The organism is Companilactobacillus ginsenosidimutans (genome assembly GCF_001050475.1).
Taxonomy (GTDB): Bacteria; Bacillota; Bacilli; order Lactobacillales; family Lactobacillaceae; genus Companilactobacillus; species Companilactobacillus ginsenosidimutans.
In genome coordinates this window covers 531,171-552,039 of sequence record NZ_CP012034.1, presented here as the reverse complement: position 1 = coordinate 552,039, position 20,869 = coordinate 531,171, and the positions used below count along the sequence as shown (strand labels likewise).

The 20,869-nt window shown below is 34.4% G+C and carries 15 protein-coding genes; 8 read left to right on the top strand and 7 right to left on the bottom strand.

Annotated elements, in window-relative coordinates:
* The first annotated feature begins 8 nt into the window (after nt 1-8).
* Together pepT and ABM34_RS02875 are read left to right on the top strand one after the other, a co-directional pair.
* Complete coding sequence (pepT, locus tag ABM34_RS02880; protein WP_048703170.1) at nt 9-1,256, top strand: peptidase T; 1,248 nt, start codon at nt 9-11, stop codon at nt 1,254-1,256.
* Nucleotides 1,257-1,271: 15 nt separating this feature from the next.
* Nucleotides 1,272-1,457: a 2-hydroxymuconate tautomerase gene (locus ABM34_RS02875; protein WP_048703168.1), complete on the top strand. Its 186-nt coding sequence runs from the start codon at nt 1,272-1,274 to the stop codon at nt 1,455-1,457.
* Between the two features lie 40 nt (nt 1,458-1,497).
* On the opposite strand, the gene ABM34_RS02870 is transcribed toward ABM34_RS02875, so the two are convergent.
* The 3 genes from ABM34_RS02870 to lepB all read right to left on the bottom strand — a co-directional run bounded on the left by ABM34_RS02870 (nt 1,498) and on the right by lepB (nt 3,453).
* Nucleotides 1,498-2,385, bottom strand: a complete 888-nt coding sequence (locus tag ABM34_RS02870) for a helix-turn-helix domain-containing protein (RefSeq protein WP_048703166.1) — start codon at nt 2,383-2,385, stop codon at nt 1,498-1,500.
* 164 nt (nt 2,386-2,549) lie between these two features.
* Complete coding sequence (locus tag ABM34_RS02865; RefSeq protein ID WP_048703164.1) at nt 2,550-2,735, bottom strand: LBP_cg2779 family protein; 186 nt, start codon at nt 2,733-2,735, stop codon at nt 2,550-2,552.
* Nucleotides 2,736-2,793: 58 nt separating this feature from the next.
* Nucleotides 2,794-3,453, bottom strand: coding sequence for a signal peptidase I (gene lepB, locus ABM34_RS02860; RefSeq protein WP_048703161.1), 660 nt, complete (start codon nt 3,451-3,453; stop codon nt 2,794-2,796).
* Between the two features lie 106 nt (nt 3,454-3,559).
* Here lepB and ABM34_RS02855 point away from each other — a divergent pair, with 106 nt between their 5' ends.
* The 3 genes from ABM34_RS02855 to ABM34_RS02845 are packed head-to-tail and all read left to right on the top strand — an operon-like array spanning nt 3,560 to nt 6,667.
* Nucleotides 3,560-4,321 carry a hypothetical protein gene (locus tag ABM34_RS02855; protein ID WP_048703157.1) on the top strand — a complete coding sequence of 254 codons (762 nt, stop codon included), beginning with the start codon at nt 3,560-3,562 and terminating at the stop codon, nt 4,319-4,321.
* A 12-nt stretch (nt 4,322-4,333) separates the two neighbouring features.
* Nucleotides 4,334-5,311: a hypothetical protein gene (locus ABM34_RS02850; RefSeq protein ID WP_048703155.1), complete on the top strand. Its 978-nt coding sequence runs from the start codon at nt 4,334-4,336 to the stop codon at nt 5,309-5,311.
* Between the two features lie 3 nt (nt 5,312-5,314).
* A complete protein-coding gene (locus ABM34_RS02845; protein WP_048703151.1) occupies nt 5,315-6,667 on the top strand; it encodes an RsmF rRNA methyltransferase first C-terminal domain-containing protein in 1,353 nt (450 codons plus the stop codon).
* On the opposite strand, the gene fni is transcribed toward ABM34_RS02845, so the two are convergent.
* The 4 genes from fni to mvk are packed head-to-tail and all read right to left on the bottom strand — an operon-like array spanning nt 6,656 to nt 10,710.
* Nucleotides 6,656-7,705 (bottom strand): type 2 isopentenyl-diphosphate Delta-isomerase, encoded by a 1,050-nt coding sequence (gene fni / locus ABM34_RS02840; RefSeq protein ID WP_048703150.1) that lies wholly within the window; start codon nt 7,703-7,705, stop codon nt 6,656-6,658. The genes ABM34_RS02845 and fni overlap by 12 nt on opposite strands.
* Entirely contained in the window at nt 7,698-8,777 is a 1,080-nt protein-coding gene (locus ABM34_RS02835) for a phosphomevalonate kinase (RefSeq protein ID WP_048703147.1), read from the bottom strand. The genes fni and ABM34_RS02835 overlap by 8 nt, the downstream gene beginning before the upstream one ends.
* 21 nt (nt 8,778-8,798) lie before the next feature.
* A complete protein-coding gene (mvaD, locus tag ABM34_RS02830) occupies nt 8,799-9,764 on the bottom strand; it encodes a diphosphomevalonate decarboxylase (RefSeq protein ID WP_048703144.1) in 966 nt (321 codons plus the stop codon).
* A complete protein-coding gene (mvk, locus tag ABM34_RS02825; RefSeq protein WP_157023351.1) occupies nt 9,757-10,710 on the bottom strand; it encodes a mevalonate kinase in 954 nt (317 codons plus the stop codon). Before mvk ends, mvaD begins: the two co-directional genes overlap by 8 nt.
* A 108-nt stretch (nt 10,711-10,818) precedes the next feature.
* On the opposite strand from mvk, the gene ABM34_RS02820 reads away from it, so the two are divergent.
* The 3 genes from ABM34_RS02820 to ABM34_RS02810 are packed head-to-tail and all read left to right on the top strand — an operon-like array spanning nt 10,819 to nt 20,837.
* Entirely contained in the window at nt 10,819-14,346 is a 3,528-nt protein-coding gene (locus ABM34_RS02820) for a PD-(D/E)XK nuclease family protein (RefSeq protein WP_048703141.1), read from the top strand.
* On the top strand, nt 14,339-18,019 hold the full coding sequence (addA, locus tag ABM34_RS02815) for a helicase-exonuclease AddAB subunit AddA (RefSeq protein WP_048703139.1): 3,681 nt from the start codon (nt 14,339-14,341) through the stop codon (nt 18,017-18,019). The genes ABM34_RS02820 and addA overlap by 8 nt, the downstream gene beginning before the upstream one ends.
* Before the next feature lie 13 nt (nt 18,020-18,032).
* A complete protein-coding gene (locus ABM34_RS02810; protein ID WP_048703137.1) occupies nt 18,033-20,837 on the top strand; it encodes a helicase C-terminal domain-containing protein in 2,805 nt (934 codons plus the stop codon).
* Nucleotides 20,838-20,869 lie beyond the last annotated feature (32 nt).

Here is a 20,869-nt window from a genome sequence, read left to right as displayed (position 1 = left end):
ATCTGAGAATGACAGTAAAATATGAAAAATTGATTCCACGTTTTTTGGGATATGTAAAACAAAATACAAGGTCAGACGAAAATTCAACTACAGTTCCTTCAACCAATCGTGAATTAGTGTTTCTAAAAAAGCTTGAAACTGAGTTAAAAGAAATCGGTATGCAGAATGTTCGAATTCATCCTGTAAACTCGTATTTACTTGCTGAATTACCATCAAACTTGGATTACGATGTCCCAGTTTTAGGATTAATCTCACACGTTGATACTGCAGATTTTAATTCAGAAAATATCAAACCAAAAATTGTTGAAAATTATGATGGTAAAAGTGTAATTAAGCTTGATGAAGCTGGGGAATTTACTTTGGATCCAAAGGTATTTCCATCATTGTTAAATTATGCCGACCAGACGTTGATTACAACGAGTGGTGATACTTTACTTGGTTCAGATGATAAATCCGGTGTGAGTGAAGTTATTACGTCTATGGAATACTTGATTAACCATCCGGAAGTAAAACACGGAAAAATTGTTATCGGCTTAGGTCCTGATGAAGAAATTGGTACTGGAGCAGATAAATTTGACGTTCAAGATTTTGGCGCAGATTTTGCCTATACTGTCGACGGTGGCCCTGTTGGCCAATTGGAATATGAAACATTTTGTGCTGCTGGATTAAAAGTTCACATTACAGGTAAAGATGTCCATCCAGGTTCAGCAAAGGATATTATGATTAACGCATTGCGTGTGGCAAATGATTTTCAAAATGATTTACCTGAAGACGAGGTACCTGAAAAAACAGACGGCAGAGATGGGTTCTTCCATCTATTATCATTGAGCGGAACTGTTGATGAAGCTGAAATGTCGTATATTATCCGTGATTTTGAACGTCAAGGATTGGAAGATAGAAAGACTAAAATCAATAACATCGTTTCTAAATTGAATAGTAAATATGGCGATGGGACTGTTACCATTGATATGAATGATCAATATTACAATATGATTGATATCATGAAAGACCACATGGATGTTGTTAAAATTGCCGAAAAAGCAATGGCAAATCTCAACATTAAACCTGATGAGGCTCCGGTTCGTGGCGGTACAGATGGATCAAAAATTTCATTTATGGGTCTTCCAACTCCTAATTTATTTGCTGGTGGAGAAAATATGCACGGACGTTACGAATATGTAGCAGAAGAGTCCATGGAATTGGCAACTGATGTTATACTAGAGATTGTTAAATTAAATAACGATCGTAAAAAATAACAAGGAGTGATTAGTATGCCATTAGTACATATTGATTTAATCGCTGGACGCAGTCCAGAACAACTAAAAGGTATGGTTAAAGACGTTACAGACGCTATTGTTAAAAATACAGGTGCACCTGCAGAACATGTTCATGTCGTTTTGAATGAAATGGCGAAGGAACACTATGCTGTTGGTGGAGTTCTTAAGAGTGACGAATAATCATATAACAAAAATACCCTACAATTTGTAGGGTATTTTTTTATGGTTTGATTTTTAATTCACGGATATTGTATTGCTGCATTAGCTGATTAATTTTATCTAGCAAAAATTGATTCTTATTATAGTCCGCAAAAGCAATTGCCATAGTCAAATCGTGACTAAGTGTTGTTTTATCTGCCTCTGGATTTTGTAAGGCTGTGCTAGCGGATAAATAGTAGAGATTATCAGTAAATTTAGCGGATAAATAGCCGTTATGTGGTTTCAAACCAATTTGAATCAGAGCTGAACATTTATCAAAATTCTTCTCATTAAAGTAGAACTGCGCCAAAGAGTTTATCGCCTCAAGAAAATAAAAGTATAGAATATCTTGCTTTGAATCAATTTCATTGATGTATTTATACGCCAGTTGATAATAATATGCGACTTTATCATGAGCTTGTTTAGATTCATAAATATTAGCAAGTCCAATATATGATAAGAACTTCCAAAAAACAATGGTTCGGTTATTAATTACTTGAAGTGAGTAATTATACTGGAAAATCGCTTCATCGAAATTGTGATTCAATGCCGCTACTTTGCCCAACTGAAAGTGTAGGTGAGCAATTTGTTCACCGCTGAGATTATCTTGATCAATCGAACTAATGATTTCAGTAATCGAGGAAAAATCTTTTGACTGAATTTTTTGATCCATTTCATCAATTTTGTCAGAAATAAGGTTTTTAGAAGGTAACTTTGAAAATTCTGAATAAACATCGTTTAGAGTTAATTGTAATCTCTGACAAAGTTGTATAAGGATATCGATTGATGGTGGGGTATTCTGATTTTCCAGTTTACTTATTACCGCCTGCGTGCAAATACCCTTTGATAAATCAGATTGATTCATATTTAATTTTATTCTTGTACTTTTAAATTTTGAGCCAATAAACATTAGCTTACCCTCCAAAATATTTCAATATGTAATAATATCACATTCAATAATGCAATTATATTACAATATAGAATATTATTGAACATAAAGACATAAAAAAAGGACCGAACTTAATCGGACCTTTTTTAAAATCTAATTCTTATTTTATAACTTACAATTGGTTATTAACTGTGCAATTTAATGTATTCAAGTACTGTTTTTATTTCATCAGGTGAAGCTTCATATTCACCAGACTTGAGGTTATGAACTCGTTCGACCGAAAGGTGACTTTCAAATGCAAACTGTGTGTCATTCATATTCTTGTCTTTTTCGTATTGAATAATAGCTTCTGAAATATTAGTTTTATCCATCAATCATGACCTCCAATAACTTCATCATAGCATTAAGAATTAACTCTGAACAAAACTTTTAAAAGATTGTCCACTTGTTCATTGGCCAATAACGCCATTTGACTTCGCCCACAATGCTGCTCTTCTTGATGAATCCAATCAATCGACTGTCTTTTGAAACAGTTCTGTGATCACCCATTACGAAGTATGTGCCTGAGGGAACTTCATTTGTTTTCTTAACTTTATTCAAATAGCTCTTGCTGTAAATTTGTTGATATTCAGGTGATTGAGCTAAACGACTAAGAGTGAAATCATATGTCCAGCTGTAAGCGCGGCCGGCAAATATATTTCCATCTCCTTCTTTTAGCTTAGAACCTGCATCAAGAAATGATTCTTTATACAGCTTTCCGTTAATGTACATTTTGTTGTTCTTTGAAACAATTTTGTCACCAGGCATACCGATTACACGTTTGATGTAAAATGCACCAGGCTCATCTGGAGCCTTTAGAATAATTACATCACCACGTTGAATATTAGTATGCTTAACAGCTAATAGCTTTTCGCCGTTTTCAAACGTTGGTTGCATTGAAGGTCCAGAAACACGCTCATTAGCAAGCGTGAATTTAAAGGCCAACATAATGACTGCATAAAGAGCAATCGTTAGCGCGATTGTTTGCAGCCAGAACTTCCACCCGGATTCTTCCTTCTCTGCCTTTTGCTTCTTATTATTTTTTGCCATATTTCACCTCAAACTTGTACTAACTAGAATATTACACTTTTTGGCAATTATTTGAAATAAAATGTAGTATAAGGGAATGATTAAATTACCAGAAGGACTATAAATTATGGATTACATTAACAACTTGCGAGAAATAGTCTCAACTTTACCTCAGCCAAAGGTTTTCAATGCTCGAATTAATTTTATGCAGCATGTTGTTGAAGCACTCAAGGCAGGAGAGTTACCAAAATACAGATTTCCTCAATTTGAATTGACAACAAAAGATATTGAAAGATATCTTCAGAGCAATATGATTCTTGATCAAGATAAATTTCAACAAATGGTCGATACATTACAACTGTTTGATAAACAGTTAAGCGAATTCAGAACATATTTACAAAGCAGATTTGGCTATTGGGCAACAATTACACAGTCACTAATGAAGGAATGGTCACTTGAATTTCCTGATGGATCATACCTTGAACTTATGGGTGGAAATGGCTACATTACACGTGGATTCAATGATAATGGCATTGAATCTGTTTGTACTGACAATTTGAGTTGGTCAAATCAAAGTCAAACTGGGCATCAAATGATGTCGAAAGTTGAAAAAATGGATGCCTTATCCGCTTTGGATATATATGGTCCAGAAGTTAATTCCGTAGTTTTAGCGTGGAGCCCTGATCGAAACGAAATTGACTATGAGATACTTCAGAAAATAAGAAAGACTAATCTAAACTTCTTTGTAATTGGTGAAAAATATGGCGCAACAAACAGTCGAAGATTTTGGGAAAATGCCGAAGAAGTCAATGATGAAAGAATTAATCGGCTAAATGATGTTTATTCCACATATGACTTAGTTCATGATAAAATTTTCTTAATACATTAATAGGTGATTTCAATGAAAAAAATTATTTCCAGCATCATTATCTTTTTTATAGTTCTTCTGGCAGCCGTTGCAATTTCTAAAAACGACTCAATTAAATATAACAATACGATGAATCGCCTTGGCATGAGTGAAGATGCAACGGTTTTAAAGACAAATTCTAAAAAGAATGTCACAAATGTCGTCAAAAAGCTCAGTGAATCCGATGTTGGACATTATCAAATTATTTTCTTTGATAAAAACAATAATAGTTTTGGTTACATATATAGCAATCATACTTTAAAGAAGATACCCACTATTTCGGGACGTTATTTTTCTCAAACCGATTTTAAATCTCAAATTCCGTTTGCCGTACAAGGGCAACAATCAGATATTTCAAGTTATAAACCACAAAGTCAAGCTTATATAAAGTCTGGCAATAGGTATATTTCGGTGATTGGAAACATCGGGTTCAATAATGCCGATATTTTAAATGAGCAAACACTGGTATCACTTTCACCAACTCAGCCAAAAATCAAGAAAACCTTGAAGGATGTCATTCCTGTAATTGATGGTAGGGCAGTTTCTTCTAAACAAGATTTAGGCAAGATTAAAAAAATAATGCGGGTTACTTCAACACATAAATATAACCCAACCAGTGATGACTTTAGTGCGGTCCAAACAAGTAACAATGGGAACCTCTATATAGTCTCATTACTATTTACATTTATCGCCGCAATTGCTGTTGAAATATACATATTATTACCTCTGAGATTTGACATTAAGAAAACTCAGTTGACCGGTGACTTGAAAAACAACTATCGTAATGGTTTGTTGATTAGATACTTATTGTTCACGATGATCCCTTATATAGCCGCATTCTTATGGAGTCAATGGAAAATAGTAATCATTTCTCATTCAACTTTTGATACGTATGTTATTTTATCAATGCTGACGGCATTGGCTGTTGGAATTTATCAAATTTATTTTGTAAAAAAACGGAGTGATAATTAATTTATGAATGTCGAACTAAGTACAGACTTTAAAGACAAATATTCTGAATTATTGGGTGATCGAGCAGACAAGCTTTTCGAAGCAATTGAATCAACCAGTGAGAATTCGTTCAGACTTAATCCACTTAAACCTGATTTTCGAAACGTTTCAGTGAGCCTTGATCGTCCAATTCCATATTCGAAAATTGGATACTATGGAGATATTGATGGCAATAGTATTGACCATATTTCTGGTTACTTATACAGTCAAGAACCAAGTGCAATGTATGTTTCCGAGTTGTTGAATCCAACGAAATCAGATGTTGTATTGGATCTTTGTGCGGCACCGGGTAGTAAAACAACTTATTTAGCCAATATAATGTGCTCTAAGGGACTTTTAGTCAGTAATGAAATAAATTATAAGCGTGCCAAGGTTCTGTCCTCTAATATCGAAAGAATGGGTATTACAAATACTATCGTTACTAATAATTCACCAAAAGATATGGAAAAAACCTTTGAAGGATATTTTGACAAAATATTAGTCGATGCACCATGTTCTGGTGAAGGCATGTTTAGAAAGGATCCGGAATCAGTTAAATATTGGTCTCAAGATTATGTGGAGCAGTGTGCTAATCGTCAAAAGCATATTTTGGAGTCAGCTTACAAGATGCTTAAACCAGGGGGGACATTAGTTTATTCCACTTGCACTTTTTCGCCTGAAGAAAATGAGCAAAATATTGATTTCTTTCTTAATTCCCATCCTGATATTTCCTTGCAAAATGTCGAAAAATATCCTGGTATGGAAAATGGAATGCCAGCATGGGGTAATAACAATCCCGAATTAACTAAGGCGTTGCGCATGTTTCCTGATCAGTTCAATGGTGAAGGGCACTTTATGTGTAAACTTGAGAAATCAGGTACACCATCAGAGATCCGCGTGAAACCAATCAATTCTGGTGTTAAAAAAGAAGATAGCAAACTAATAGATAAGTTCTCAGATGAAAACTTGACCTACACTCCTCATACAAATTTATTAAAGATAAATGATTTTCTCTTTCAAGCAGCATCATTGGATAATAAATTCAAAAAGTTACATGTTTTGAGAAATGGCTTAAAATTAGGAGAATTCAAAAAAAATAGACTTGAGCCAGATATCGCCATGATATTAGCTGCCAAGCCTGATGATTTAAAGGGTATTTATGAATTAGATGATTCTGAATACAAAAAGTATTTACATGGTGAGACCGTCATGGTTGCCGATCAACCAAGTTTTTCAAATAAATGGATTGGCGTCAGTTTCCAAGGAAAATTATTCAGCTGGGGAAGATACAGCAATAAGCAAATAAAAAACGTCTATCCAAAAGGATTAAGACGTTAAGTTAATATTGCGTTGTTTTGCGTAATTTATTAAGTCCGTGTCAAAAACGACAGGGGCTTTTTGAATCTCTGAAATATTTTTTGCACCAATTGCGGCCATGATGATTTTGATTTCAAGTGCCATTGTTTCAAAAAATATTCTAGTTTCATCCAAAGAGTACTTTTGTAAATGATGAAGTGCTAATCCTGAGATACCCACTGCGTGTGCACCCATTCGAAGTGATTTTACAACGTCAAATGCAGACCGGATACCGCCTGAAGCAAAAATATTTAATTTGGATTGAACAGCTTTGCTTTCGATTAAAGACTCAACCGTAGAAAGTGAGGTTAAATCAAGGTTTGTTAAATCTAAATCATGATTTCTGGCACTTTCAATCTCAGCAAAATCAGTTCCACCAAAACCTGATATATCAACATTTTTAACACCTAAGTTTGATATTTTTTCTAGCGTGTCCTTTGAAATACCAAATCCAACTTCCTTTACAACAACGGGTACAGATAATCCAGCAACTATTTGTTTAATATTATCTGACCAGTTAAAGTCTCTGTCACCTTCTGGCATTGCTAGTTCTTGAATAACATTCAAATGGATTTGCAATGCATTAGCTGAAACCAAATCCACTGCAGCTTGTGCCTGCTCTAAGTTTGCTTTTCCTGAAACATTAGCAAAAACAAATCCATCTGGATTTTTTTCTCTCAAAACTGTGAAACTAGACTTGGTTTGTGGGAGGCGAAAGTATACGCCCATAGATCCACTAGAAACAGGAATATTAAATTCGTGTGCAAGGATCGCCAATTCTGAATTGAATTTCTTTGACTGTTCAGAACCACCGGTAATAGCGTTGAAATAAAATGGAAAGTCAGCTTTATAACCAAAGAAATCTGTAGATAGGTCTATCTCGGATGTTTTCAACTCGGGTAGGGCATCGTGAATAAGTCTTACTTGGTCAAAGCCCGTGTAAGATTCATCTGAGAAATATTTTTCTGCTAGAAATAGATGCTCAACCTTACGTTGAATTTGTTCATCCTGTTTAGGCATGGTCTATAATATCTCCAATTTTTAGTTTAAGAGGAGTGATTCCCACTTTTTTCCATTCTTTTTTAAGGTTATCAACATTAACATTTTTATCGCCAATGACGATTCCACAATCACCACCACCAGCTCCTGATGTTTTGGCCGCTCCACCGAGTTTTTCGGCGATATCACAAAGCTTCGTAAGTAGTTTCGTTTCAATGTGGACATTACTAAACTTAGCTAAATCAGTAAGTAACTGACGATTATTACTAATCATAGCTTTAATTTTGTCAGCATCACTATCTTTAAATCCGTCAATAAGTTTTTCAACACTCTTACGACTTGATTTAAGAAAATGTTGGTACTTTTCAACTTTTTGAGCCTTAGTCAATGCAATTCTGTCGACAAGAATAGAAGTTGATGCAGGTGATCCTGTCCAACCAACGACCATTTCAAGTTCTTTAGGTAATTTTAGTGGTTCGATTTTTAGATTAGGCCAGTCGAGTTTGAGAAGCTTACCCAAACTATGGTTTCTAACCATATTGAAAACCCAGTTACGATCTGGTGATTTGTAGGCAATGATTCCACCAAAAGCGCTGGCAGCAATATCGCCAAGACTACCATTTCCTTGAACAGATAAATGGGCAATGGAAGATAGCTTGTAGACATCCATTTTTGACAAATCAAGGTCATAAAAGGAGCCTAGTGCTTTAACAACTGCTACAGTAACAGCTGCTGAGCTACCTAGACCAAATTTTTTACCATCCCTTGAATCAAGCTCACTTGTAACGTGTAAATCGTAGTAGGCAAGTTTTTTATGTTTTTCTAATGCGTATCGTTCAACAAACTTGATAGCAGTTAATATATAGGCTAATTGGCTTTCTGTATCATCGAAGACTAATTCTGTTCCTTGACGGTTCCAGTGAATTAATTCTTTATTTAAGTTTTTTGATTGAATAGTCCCGCTATCTTTTGCCTCTGTGACAGTTACTGTTACGTATTGATTTACAGATGCAATCACGGCAGGGAAGCCAGTCTCAACGACTGCATATTCTCCTGCTAAGTATAGTTTTCCAGGTGCTTTTCCAGTGGACAAAAATATCATACCTTTCCAATATCAGATGTATTGTATACCTTTTCCAATATGTGCTTCAAATGTGGAGACCTTTGGTAATTGTTCATTAATATAATTTTTAACTTTATTAACAGATTCATTACTACAAATTATTTTAACATTTGGACCGGCATCTATGGTGACATATGCCAAAATTCCCTTTTGACGTAATGCCTTTACTATCTGAATGATTTTGATTGTTTCTGGTGCGAAATATGTGAATGGCGGATTAGCTGAGAGCGTTAATGCATGCATGGACAGAGCATTATGCTCAGAGATCTCACCAATTTTTTGCAAATCATTTTGAGCAATTGCTTGCTTAATTTCGATTATCTCTGAAGCCACTAGTGTACTCCAATTTGTATAAAAAGGGGAAGTATTTACTGATAATTCCATGCCGTTTGTTGAAGAGATAGTTTTTTCAGCTTCAGAAATCACAACTGAGAGCAAAACAATATCAGTTTTAGGATTTTCATCAATAGGTTCAGAGTATGAACTGTCATTGTCATTTCCAGCATGCCATTCAACAAAACCACCATAAATGGATCGTGAAGCGGAACCAGAGCCATTCCTAGCAAGCGTTGAAATCTGTCGGTTGGTAAGATTAAGTTTCATAGTTGAATTTATTGATGCAGCTAAAGCAGCAAATCCTGAAGCAGAAGAGGCGAATCCAGCTGACAAAGGTACATGATTTACAGACTCGATTTTTAGATGTTCATCGAAATCGTACATTTTCCTGACTACATCAAGGTATCGTTTTATCCTTAAACTTTTCTTAAAGTCCAGTATTTCACCGTTTAGCGACACAATATCCTCATCATTATCAATCACAGAACTTTTTGTGTCGGTATAAAACTTATCTAATGTCAGAGAAAGACTATTTGTATAGGGGAGTTTTAACTTTTTGTTTTTCTTACCCCAATACTTGATTAATGCAATGTTTGTATATGCTCTTGCAGTCTTAGTCAATATCAGTCTCCTCGTTTTCATAAATAGCTAGTGGTTGAATCCATGTTTGTTCGGCACCATTTTTTAAAAGTGCTTTTTGGATCATTTGAGCACTAGTCAAGTTTCTTGCCACACAAATAATACAGCCACCACGTCCGCCACCAGTAATTTTACTACCAAGTGATCCTGCACTATTAGCCGCGTCAATGAGTTGATCGACTTTGGGAACAGATAGATTTAACTTGCTTAAAATACTATTTGCGTCTGTAAAGACTTCACCAAGTCTTTTGAGATTGTTAGTTTTTAGTGCGGTGACGGCTACATCTGTGTGTGTACCCAAATCTTTTAATTCTTGGCCAACGGTATCTTTGTCTGAATCATACATTTTTCTCACGTCACCAACGGTTTGCTTTGTTTTTCCCTTTATACCCGAATCAGCAATTACAATAAATCCGTCAGATTTGAATGAAAAGTGTTCTGCTGAATTTCCCTTACTAAATTTAATAGGGAAGTCGGAAATTACCGTTTGTGCATCCAAACCACTGGCTTTTCCATGTGTTACAGTTTCTGATTTGTTGATATGTTCTAATAACTTAGATTCATTAAGTGGACGTTTAAAAAAATCGAAGAATGCTTTTGTTATCGCCGCGCCGATGGCAGCTGATGATCCTAAGCCTCTTTCAATGGGTAATCCACTATCTATAGAGATAGAATAATTGATCTTGTGTTGGTTCATTTCATTGTCTAGAACGTCGATCAAGTACTTAACGCCTGACAACGATTCTGGTAATTCAGAAATCTTACCAACGAAATAATTGGATGAAAGTGTTTTTTCTTTACTTTCCTTAATCCTAACGATTGCTGGAATACTAACAAGGGGCAGTGCAATTGCTGGATAACCATACACTACAGCATGTTCGCCCATCATTATCATTTTCCCATGACTTTTCCCAATACCTGTAATCACGGCATTCACCTCAGTTTCTCTAAGACTTTATTTTAAACATACTTGAGACTTATTTCCACTCTATACCGTTTTGACTATGATAAAATTTCAATAATAGGAGAATAAAATATGACACTTAATTTTATTTTAGGTAAAAACCAATTTGATCATCATGCAAAAATGATGGAATTATTTGAAAAAGACTTCAAAAATGATAAAAATGGAGAATTCTTTTTTATTGTTCCTAACCACATCAAATTTGAATCTGAAATCAGAACTCTGACCGATTTTGGAAAAATTCAAGGTGACGATGAGCTAGTAGCAAGTAGTAAAGTTCAATGTTTTTCATTGTCACGTTTGGCCTGGTATTTTTTACGTGGCACAGATGTCTTCAATATTGAAACTCTCACAGATACAAAATCAGCGATGATTATTCGTCGTATTATTTCTCAACATAAATCTGAATTGAAGATTCTAGCTGGAATGGCTGACAAATCAGGATTTATTGAACAGCTACGAGGTCAATTTACTGAATTTCAAAATGGTAAAGTTGCCCCTGAAGATGTCGATGAAGTAATCAAAAAGAATAATAATGATATTTTTGCAGGCAAAATTGAAGAATTGAACTTGATTTATAAAAATTATTCAGAGGAAATTTCTAAATTTGCTACAAACAGTTTTAAGCTAGATGCCTTGGCAGAATTTTTTGATCAAAAAATCAACACTTCACACTATTATTTCTACATTGAAGGATTTTCAACTTTTACCGCTGCAGAATTAAATGTCGTTCAATCTATTCTATTGAATTGTGGTGGGATAAATATTTCCTTATCACTCGATAAACCACTAACTAAACCGCTGGAAAAAACAGATTTTTACGCAAGACCAGCAGGAACATTCACGCAGTTATCAAATATTGCTCACGATAATCAAATTTCATTTCACAGCATATTAGCAGATAGACCACGTGTTTCTGACGATATTGCTGTCCTAGAAAATTATTGGATTCAGTCAAGTGGAAATGATGCAATTCAACCAAGTAAATTGAATTCAAGAAATTCAGTTCAAATTTGGAAGAGTACCAACAAACAAGCAGAAGTATCAGCTGTAAGCACCTATATTCGCCAATTGGTTGCCAATCAAGGTTATCGTTATAAAGATTTTCTTATTCTTGCTCGAGATTTAAATCAATATAGTTCCTTCATCGAAGCATTTATGGACGAAAATGAAATTCCATATTTTGTTGATCTACAACGGAAGATGTCTGACCATCCGTTTAAAAAGTTGGTTGATCTTCTTTTTGATCTTCGAAATCATGGATTGAGAAGTGAAGATGCAATTGCCTTGCTCAGGACAGAATTGTTGATACCAGAAAAATATCAAGACAGAGATATTTCAGAATTCCGTTCTGCAGTGGATTTATTGGAAAACTATGTACTGGCAAACGGAGTAACACGCAAACGATGGCTAGGGAACGACTTCGAAAGTGATGCTGCACTTGATCCGGAAACCGACAGTACTATCATAAATAATTATCAACTGATAAACGAGATGAAAAACTACATCAAAGATATCTATTTAACTTTGGATGAATATTTTAAAAATGATCAAAAGGCAATTGATGCTGCCAGCTTTTTGTATAATTTTATGGACTCTAGGGGAGTATTCAATGTTCTATCAAAGTGGCAAGTACGTGCTGTTGAACAAAATGATTTAACAAGTGCTGATCAACCTCAACAGGTGGTTGATAAATTTAATACGATTCTTGATGAATATGTGAGTGTATTTGGTAATGAGATATTTAATAGTCAAGATTTTATCGAAATTTTGGATTCTGCATTTGAGAGTGCAGAATATTCTCAAATTCCATCAACCCTTGATGCAGTTAATATTTCTGAAATTGGAATGGTTCAACCAAATAACAGAAAAATCACTTTGATTTTGGGTGCTACGGTTAATAACATGCCTGGTACATCAGTTTCTACTAGTATTATTGCTGACAACGAACGTGAGTTAATTTCTGATAATTTGGAAAGCGGAAAATATTTGAACGCCTCAGACGAAGTGATGAATAATTCTGAACCATACTTGCATGACCTGACGTTCACGACCCCATCACAGCGCTTGATTTTCACTTATCCAAATTACACTGAAGACAATAAACAACAAGAAATTTCCAGTTATGTTAGTCGAATAGAAAATAATTTTGATATTGAAGAACAAGATATTCTCCTGAATCCAACACCAAATGAAAATAGGGAAAATGAGGTTCTTCGTTATATTGGTTCACCCGAATCAAGTTTGAATTACATTATTCGAGTGTCTCGTGCTGCCCTTGATAACAAAGATAAACTTTCAAATCAGTGGAAGTACATCAGATCAAAATTACTAACCGACGATAATGAACAAGCTACAAAAGTTTTAAACTCTTTGGAATATAAAAATATTCCGATGGATTTAAAACCTGAGACCGTTGAAAAATTATACGGTGATAATATCAACGTTTCTATTTCAAGATTGGAAACTTTTTATCAAAACGAATACGAGTATTTCTTAAAGTACGGCTTGAAGTTACAGCCACGAAAGGTATTTGAAGTCACACCTGCACAAACGGGATCACTTTATCATGCAGTGTTAGATGGCTTAGTCAAAATGTTGAATAATCAAGGTGTTGATATTCGCAATTTAAATGATCAGCAGTTGACTGACTTCGTTCATGATATTTTCCAGCAACAAATAAAACTTCCTGAGAATAAAATCTTTTTATCTTCGGATCGGATGGGCTTTATTTCGAAGAAAGCTGAACAAACTCTTTTACAATTAGTGAAGGCTATTAAACAACAACTCTCGCGTAATAAATTTGTACCCAGAGCGACAGAAGTTGCCTTTGGGAAAATGAATAATACCAAACAAGACTTGCCCGGACTTTCTTATCAAATTGCTGGAAATCACACGATTAATGTTCGTGGAAAGATTGATCGTATCGATGAAATGTCGATTGATAATACAGACTATTTAGCTGTTATCGATTATAAATCGAGTGCAAGATCATTTGACTTCGACAACTTCTTAGCCGGTCTAACTATGCAAATGCCAACATATTTGGAAAACCTTGTTTCCAATAAAAATATGTTTTCTTCAAATAACGATGTGAAAATTGCTGGTGCCTTTTATGCCCATATTTCTAATCCCAAGATTCAACTCAAAAAGGGCATCAACGTTGAGCAAGAATTACTTAAAAAATTTAAACTTGACGGATTAATAGTTGATGATGACGAGTTACTGGAAAACCTTGATAGTTTGATGGGTAGGACTTCTTTGATATTGCCAATAGGACAAACTAAATCAAAGGGAATATCAATCAATTCTAAGAGCGCTTTGAGCCAAGAAGATTTAGCCAGAATTTTAAACTATAATCAGCATTTAATTAAACAAGCTGGTGAGAAAATTTATTCTGGAAAACTTCAAATAAATCCATTTAGGGATAGCAATAATCGAACAGGATTACAATTTAGTGACTATAAATCAATACTTCAATTTGATGCAATGCTACCTGAAAATGAGTATCACGAAATCATAAATCATGGTCGCAATGCTAAAAAAGAAGTCTTGAAACGAATTCAATTGATTTTAGAGGATGGTAATAGAAATGCCTGAGTGGACAGAAAATCAAAAAAAAGCCATCTTTCATCATGGACATGACATACTAGTTTCTGCTGCTGCAGGATCTGGTAAAACTACTATTCTGATAGAAAGAATAATTGAGCTATTAAAGAACAACGAAAATGTTGATAATCTTTTAGTTGCTACATTTACTGACGCAGCAGCAAAGGAAATGAAGGATCGCTTGGTCACCAGGATTAAAGAATTAGTAGCAAGTGACGAGCTGGATCCTGACCAAAAACAACATATGCAGTCACAGATTTATAAAGTTGCAGTCGCTAATATTTCTACACTACACGCTTTTTGTCTGAGCGTTATTAAAAACTACTATTACGTGATAAACCTTGATCCAAATTTCAGACTATTAAGTGACGATACTGAAACTTCAATGTTAAAAGAACAAGCTTTTGATGCGGTTCGTGGAGAATATTATGCTAAAGCCGACGTAGACTTTCTTAACCTGACGGACAATTTTTCGAATGACAAAAATGATGACGGACTAGAAGACACGATTTTTAGACTGTATGATTTTGCCATTACTAATGAAGATACGGATGGTTGGCTCGATAGATTAGTTGACTCATATGATTTTGGCGCTTCGATTACAGATTCAAGGTTCTTTGTCGAATCTGTGAAACCTCAAGTAATCAATGATTTTAAAAATATTGCAAATGAAATGGAGAGTCTCAAGGAAATCGCTGAAAACGATACTTTGAGTAAAAACTATGTCACTGTCTTGAACAATGCAATTGTTTCAATTGGTGAAATTATCGACGAAATCAGTATTAATGAATCTTTTGACCAAATTAGGGAGACAATTGGAAACTTCAGTTATGATCGTGTTAAACCCTTATCAAAAGTCGATAAGGAATCTGCCGGAGATGACAATAGTATTGTTGAAACAGTCAAAAAGCAAAAAACAGATTTGAAAAAACAAATCGAGGATATTTACAACAGCTATTTCGTTCAAGATGAAGAACAAACTTTAGATGCCATCAAGCGTTCTAAAAAGGTGATTGAAAAGCTCGTTGAAGTGCAACATGCATTTATTAAAGAATTTAATAAAATCAAAACAAACAATCACACGCTTGATTTTAATGATTTGGAACACAAAGCTGTCCAAATTTTATCGACTGAAGTCGATGGCAAAAAAATTGCGTTGGAATTTTATCAAAATAGATTTCATGAAATTATGATTGATGAATATCAAGATGTTAATGCCATGCAAGAGAATATTATTCAGTTACTTTCAAATGACGAAAATCATATTTTTATGGTTGGTGATATCAAGCAATCCATTTACGGATTTAGACAAGCCGCACCATATATTTTTACGGGTAAATATCAAAAGTTCCAGAAAGATGATAATCCGGATGAATTGATTCAATTATCTAAGAATTTCCGTTCATCCGTTGGTGTTGATGATTTTGTAAATTCAATTTTTGAGCGAATCTTTGATGAAAATATTGGCGATATAAACTATGACAAGAGTGTCCAATTAATTCCTGGAACGAATTTTCCTGAAGACATTGATTCTCGAAATGAAATGTACATTCTTAGTGGCGATTCTGAAGAGGATGCTGATAAAGATACCTCTAAACCACAACTAGAAACTGCAAATGTTGATAAACGGGTTAATAAAATTGGTTTCGTGGCTGAAAAAATTCAAAAGCTAATCGACTCAAATTTTCAAATTTATGATGCCAAGAAGGGTATAACAAGATCTCTGAAATATTCCGATATTGCTATTTTAATGAGAAACAAAAATAGTAATACAGATTTAATTTCATATTTTTCTAAGGCAGAAATTCCTGTCATGGTAACGGATGCTCAAAATTATTTTCAGACAACTGAACTACAAATAATGATGGCAATGCTTAATATTATTGATAACCCTAGACAAGACATCCCCTTAGTAGCAGTACTACGTTCACCAATCGTTGGTTTGAACGAGGAAGAGCTTGCAGAAATAAAAATTGTCGGTAACTCTACTGATTATTACACTGCCATGCTTCAATATGTTGCTTCTGAAGGTACGAAAGACGATATTTCCAAGAAGATAATTTCATTCTTGGAACGAATTGAAGGCTACCGTGACTTTTCAAATAAAAACAGCTTAGTAAAATTGATTTGGAAGATTTATCAAGATACCGGTATTTTGGAATACGTTGCTGGTATGCCTGGTGGTAAACAGCGTGCAGCAAATTTACATGCACTTTATCAGCGTGCGAACACCTACGAGAAAAACAATTTTATGGGACTTCATAAATTCATCGATTTTATTAAGCGCATGCAAGATATGGATCGTGATTTATCACAACCAAACAGCATTGAAACCACAGATGATAGTGTCAAAGTTATGACAATTCATGCCAGCAAAGGTTTGGAATTTCCAATTGTATTTCTTGTGAATACTGATGATGAATTCAATAAAAAAGATTACACGGCCGAAACCCTTTATGACGTAAAATCAGGTATTGGTATAACGATACTCGATCAAATTACTCGAGCAAATGCAAGAACAATGCAACGAGCACTAATTAGTGATAGAAAACAAGTTTCAAGCGTTTCAGAAGAAATGCGACTATTGTACGTTGCACTTACGCGCGCAAAACAAAAGTTAATCTTAGTTGGTTTTAATAAGGAACCTGAAAAGATGCTGAGTAATTGGGAACATGTTCATAAAAATCAAAAGGGTGTAATAACAGAAGGCGCTAGATTAGCTGCCAAAAGTTATCAGAATTTAATCGGAATGAGTATTATTCCTGAAAATGACACAAAAAATGACATAGAATTAAAACACTTCTCTAATGAAACCAGTCAGTTTAATTTAAATATTGTCAATCAATCCTCATTTACCCCAGAAACTAGAGGAGTTTCCACCAATCAAGGCGAAAGTATTCCTGCAAGTGATATCTTCAAAAAATCTGTTAATAATATTCTTGACTTTAAATACGGCTTTGAAGATTTAACCAAAACAACAGCATACCAATCAGTTTCAGAGATAAAGGGATTATTCTCAGATCCGGATGACAATGAGATGGCTCGTGCGGATGTTCTGAACCCGTCTGGTAAATATACTGCTCAAACATTTGGAAAGCCTCGTTTCTTGGCCCAAAATAAAAAAGTTAATGCTACAGATGTTGGTAGTGCTACGCATTTGGTATTACAAAAAATATCTATAGACAAGCAGCCACAAGATTCGGATTTCAAGAATTTAATTGAAAAACTGGTAAAAGACAATGTGGTCGATTCTGAAGTAGCTAAAAAAATTGATATTAATAGTCTAGTTAAGTTTTATGAAAGTGATTTGGGACACAAGATTATTGAAAATAAAGATTCAGTATCAAGGGAATATCCATTTTCCGTGTTAATGAACGCTGATAATTTGTTTAATTCTTCAAAAGATATTCAGTCTACTGACGATAAAATACTGGTTCATGGTATTATTGACGGAGTGATTGAATTAGCTGACAAAATAATAATTTTTGATTATAAAACTGATAACGTCAATTCTGACAACATCGAAGAAAAAATTGAGAATTATTCAGGTCAATTAAACTTATATGCTAAAGCTATTTCCGTAATTAAGAACCAACCAAATGTCGGAAAATATCTTTATTTCTTAAAAATCAATCAAATGAAGGAATTAAAGAAAAAAGATTAGTGGTGATTTAACATTGAAAAACTCTTACGCTGTTGTTGATCTTGAGACAACCAATGCCAATTGGCATGACAACGGACGTATTATTCAATTCGGCTGTGCTTTAATTGAAAATGGGGAGATTACTAAAGTCTTCAACCAAAAAGTTAATCCTGAGGTTCCAATTCCCAGCAGAATTACAGCCCTTACTGGTTTAAGTGATAAGGATGTTAAGGACTCTCCAACATTCAAACAAGTCGCACCAGATATTTTTAAACTTTTGAAAAATAGGGTATTTATTGCCCACAACGTCAACTTTGATTTACCTTTCTTAAATCGAGAACTTAACCGTGTTGGTCTTAACGAGCTTAACGTCAAAGCCATTGATACGGTTGAGTTGTCACAAATAATGTTTCCAACTGTAAGTAGTTATAAGCTTCAGGATCTAACTAGCTATTTAAGTATTGAGCATGATAATCCTCATTCAGCCGATAGCGATGCTTTGGTAACCGCTAAACTATTCCTAGTCATCGAAAGTCAAGTAAGGGATTTACCTATCACTACTTTAAAAAGTTTGGTCAATTTAGGTACAGAAACAATTCGTGAATCAAATATTGCTTTTAAAAACATATATAACGAACGACAAAATTCAAACAAGGTTTTGCCGGACTATTTGTATGAAAAGAATGGTCTAGTATTACGCAAGAAAAACTTTCATATTAGTGAGCAAATTGATAAAACTACTACGTTTCCGACTACTGACAAGAAGAAAAAAGATTTATTGAAAAACAAACTAGAATTTCGCCGCAACCAAGCAGATTTGATGGATCATATCTTTACTACAGCTAACAATCGTAAGAAAAATAAGAAGTGGAATTTGATTGAAGCCCCAACTGGTTCGGGAAAAACTCTAGGATATTTATTGCCTCTTTCATATTTGGTCAATTCTCAGCAAAAACTGGTAATTGCTACGACTACTAAAGTTTTGCAACAACAAATAGTTGATCAATCGATTCCTTTATTAAATCAAGTTTCTCAGAATAACTATCATGCTGAGGTGGTCAAGAGTAGTTATAATTTCATCGATATTGATAGATTCTATGAGTCAATCGAGAATTATCAGGGACACCGTCACACGGCACTCTTGAAGATGAAAATAATCGTCTGGTTGACAATTACGACGACTGGCGACTTGAATGAGCTTCATCTAACTAATTACAATAATCCATTGTTTACAATTATTCGCCATCGTGGTGAGGATAAGGACAGTAGTTTATTTGCTGATGATGATTTTTGGAAATATCAAACCAATAAGTATCACGAGTCATTAATCTTGGTCTCAAACCAGGCTTATTTAGCTCGTAACTTAGACAGTCCCATTTGGGGTGAAAATTCTTATTTAGTCGTCGATGAAGCCAATCATCTTGCCGATAATTTGAGAGATGTCGCATCACCAACAATCGACTTTTTCAGATTGAATGAATATGTTAAAAAATTGAGCGATATCTTATATCAAAATCGTGTCACTCTGCGATATGCGTTCACAGAAGTAACAACACAACTTTGGAATTATCAAGACTTGCAGGATATGGAAACGCATTTTCAAGCCATCGATGAATTAATGGAACGACTTGAATTCAACATTTTTGAAAATGATGTTCAAGACTTTGTTAGCTTAAAGGATCGTAATGGGTTAGTTAATTTGCTACTTAATCAGTCAGATTTCAAAAAAGACAATACTGATTTAGTTGATTTATTATCAGATTTGATTGTTGAACTTTCAATGGTCGTCAATCGAATCGATGTTTTATTTGATCAATATAACTTTCAAAAAAATTTTATTTCAGTTGAACTCTCAAAAATTATTTCTAGTCTGATTATCGAAAATGCCAAGATTAGAAATGTGCTATCTGCCATGGATGAACTGCTACAAGTTATTCAGAAAAAAGATTCTGATTTTGGTATTCAAATCGATATGCGCGATTATTATGAGCCAAATACAATGAAATTGAGTTGGCGTCAATATGATATTCGTGAATTAGTTAAAGATACGACGGATGAATTTAGTCAAATATTTGCCATTGGAGCTGCAATTACTGTTCAAAAAGATTTTTCTCATTTTATTCTTGATATGCAACTTGATAGCGAACAAATAAACGAAATGTTAATATTGCCAGATTCCAATGACATGATTCACAATAGCAAGATTTATGTCCCTGAAGATGTACCCGATATTACCAAGTTGAATAATGATCAATATTATGCGATGGTTACAAAACACATTGTTCAAATTTTGGACGACATGGACTATCAAACAATGATATTATTTAATTCGTTGACTACTCTTGAGGCAGTATACAAATTGTTGATGGAGACAGATGTCAAAGAAAAATGGGAGATATTAGCCCAAGGAATTACTGGAACAAACGAAAAGATCAAAAAACGATTTGCAATCGGAAATCGCTCCGTTTTACTTGGTGCAAATTCATTCTGGGAAGGTGTCGACTTTCCTAATAAGATGTTGGAGATTTTGATTGTAACTAGAATCCCATTTGAATCGCCTGAGATGCTTGACGTCAAAGTCAGACAAGAGGTTATGGCAAAAAATGGTTTCAATATTTTTCAAGCAGATACCTTACCTCGGGCTATTTTACAATTGAGGCAAGGTCTTGGTCGATTAGTCAGAACAACAGGTGACCGTGGTGTGATCTTGTTACTCGACAATCGAATTTTGACAAAAAGTTATGGGAAAAAGATTTTAGATTCATTGCCAGACGGATTGCCAGTTATTCAAGACAATATGAAGTATATTAAAAAGGATATAAATAAGTTTTTGAAATAAACAAAAGTTGCTATACTATGTTTGTTGACTAA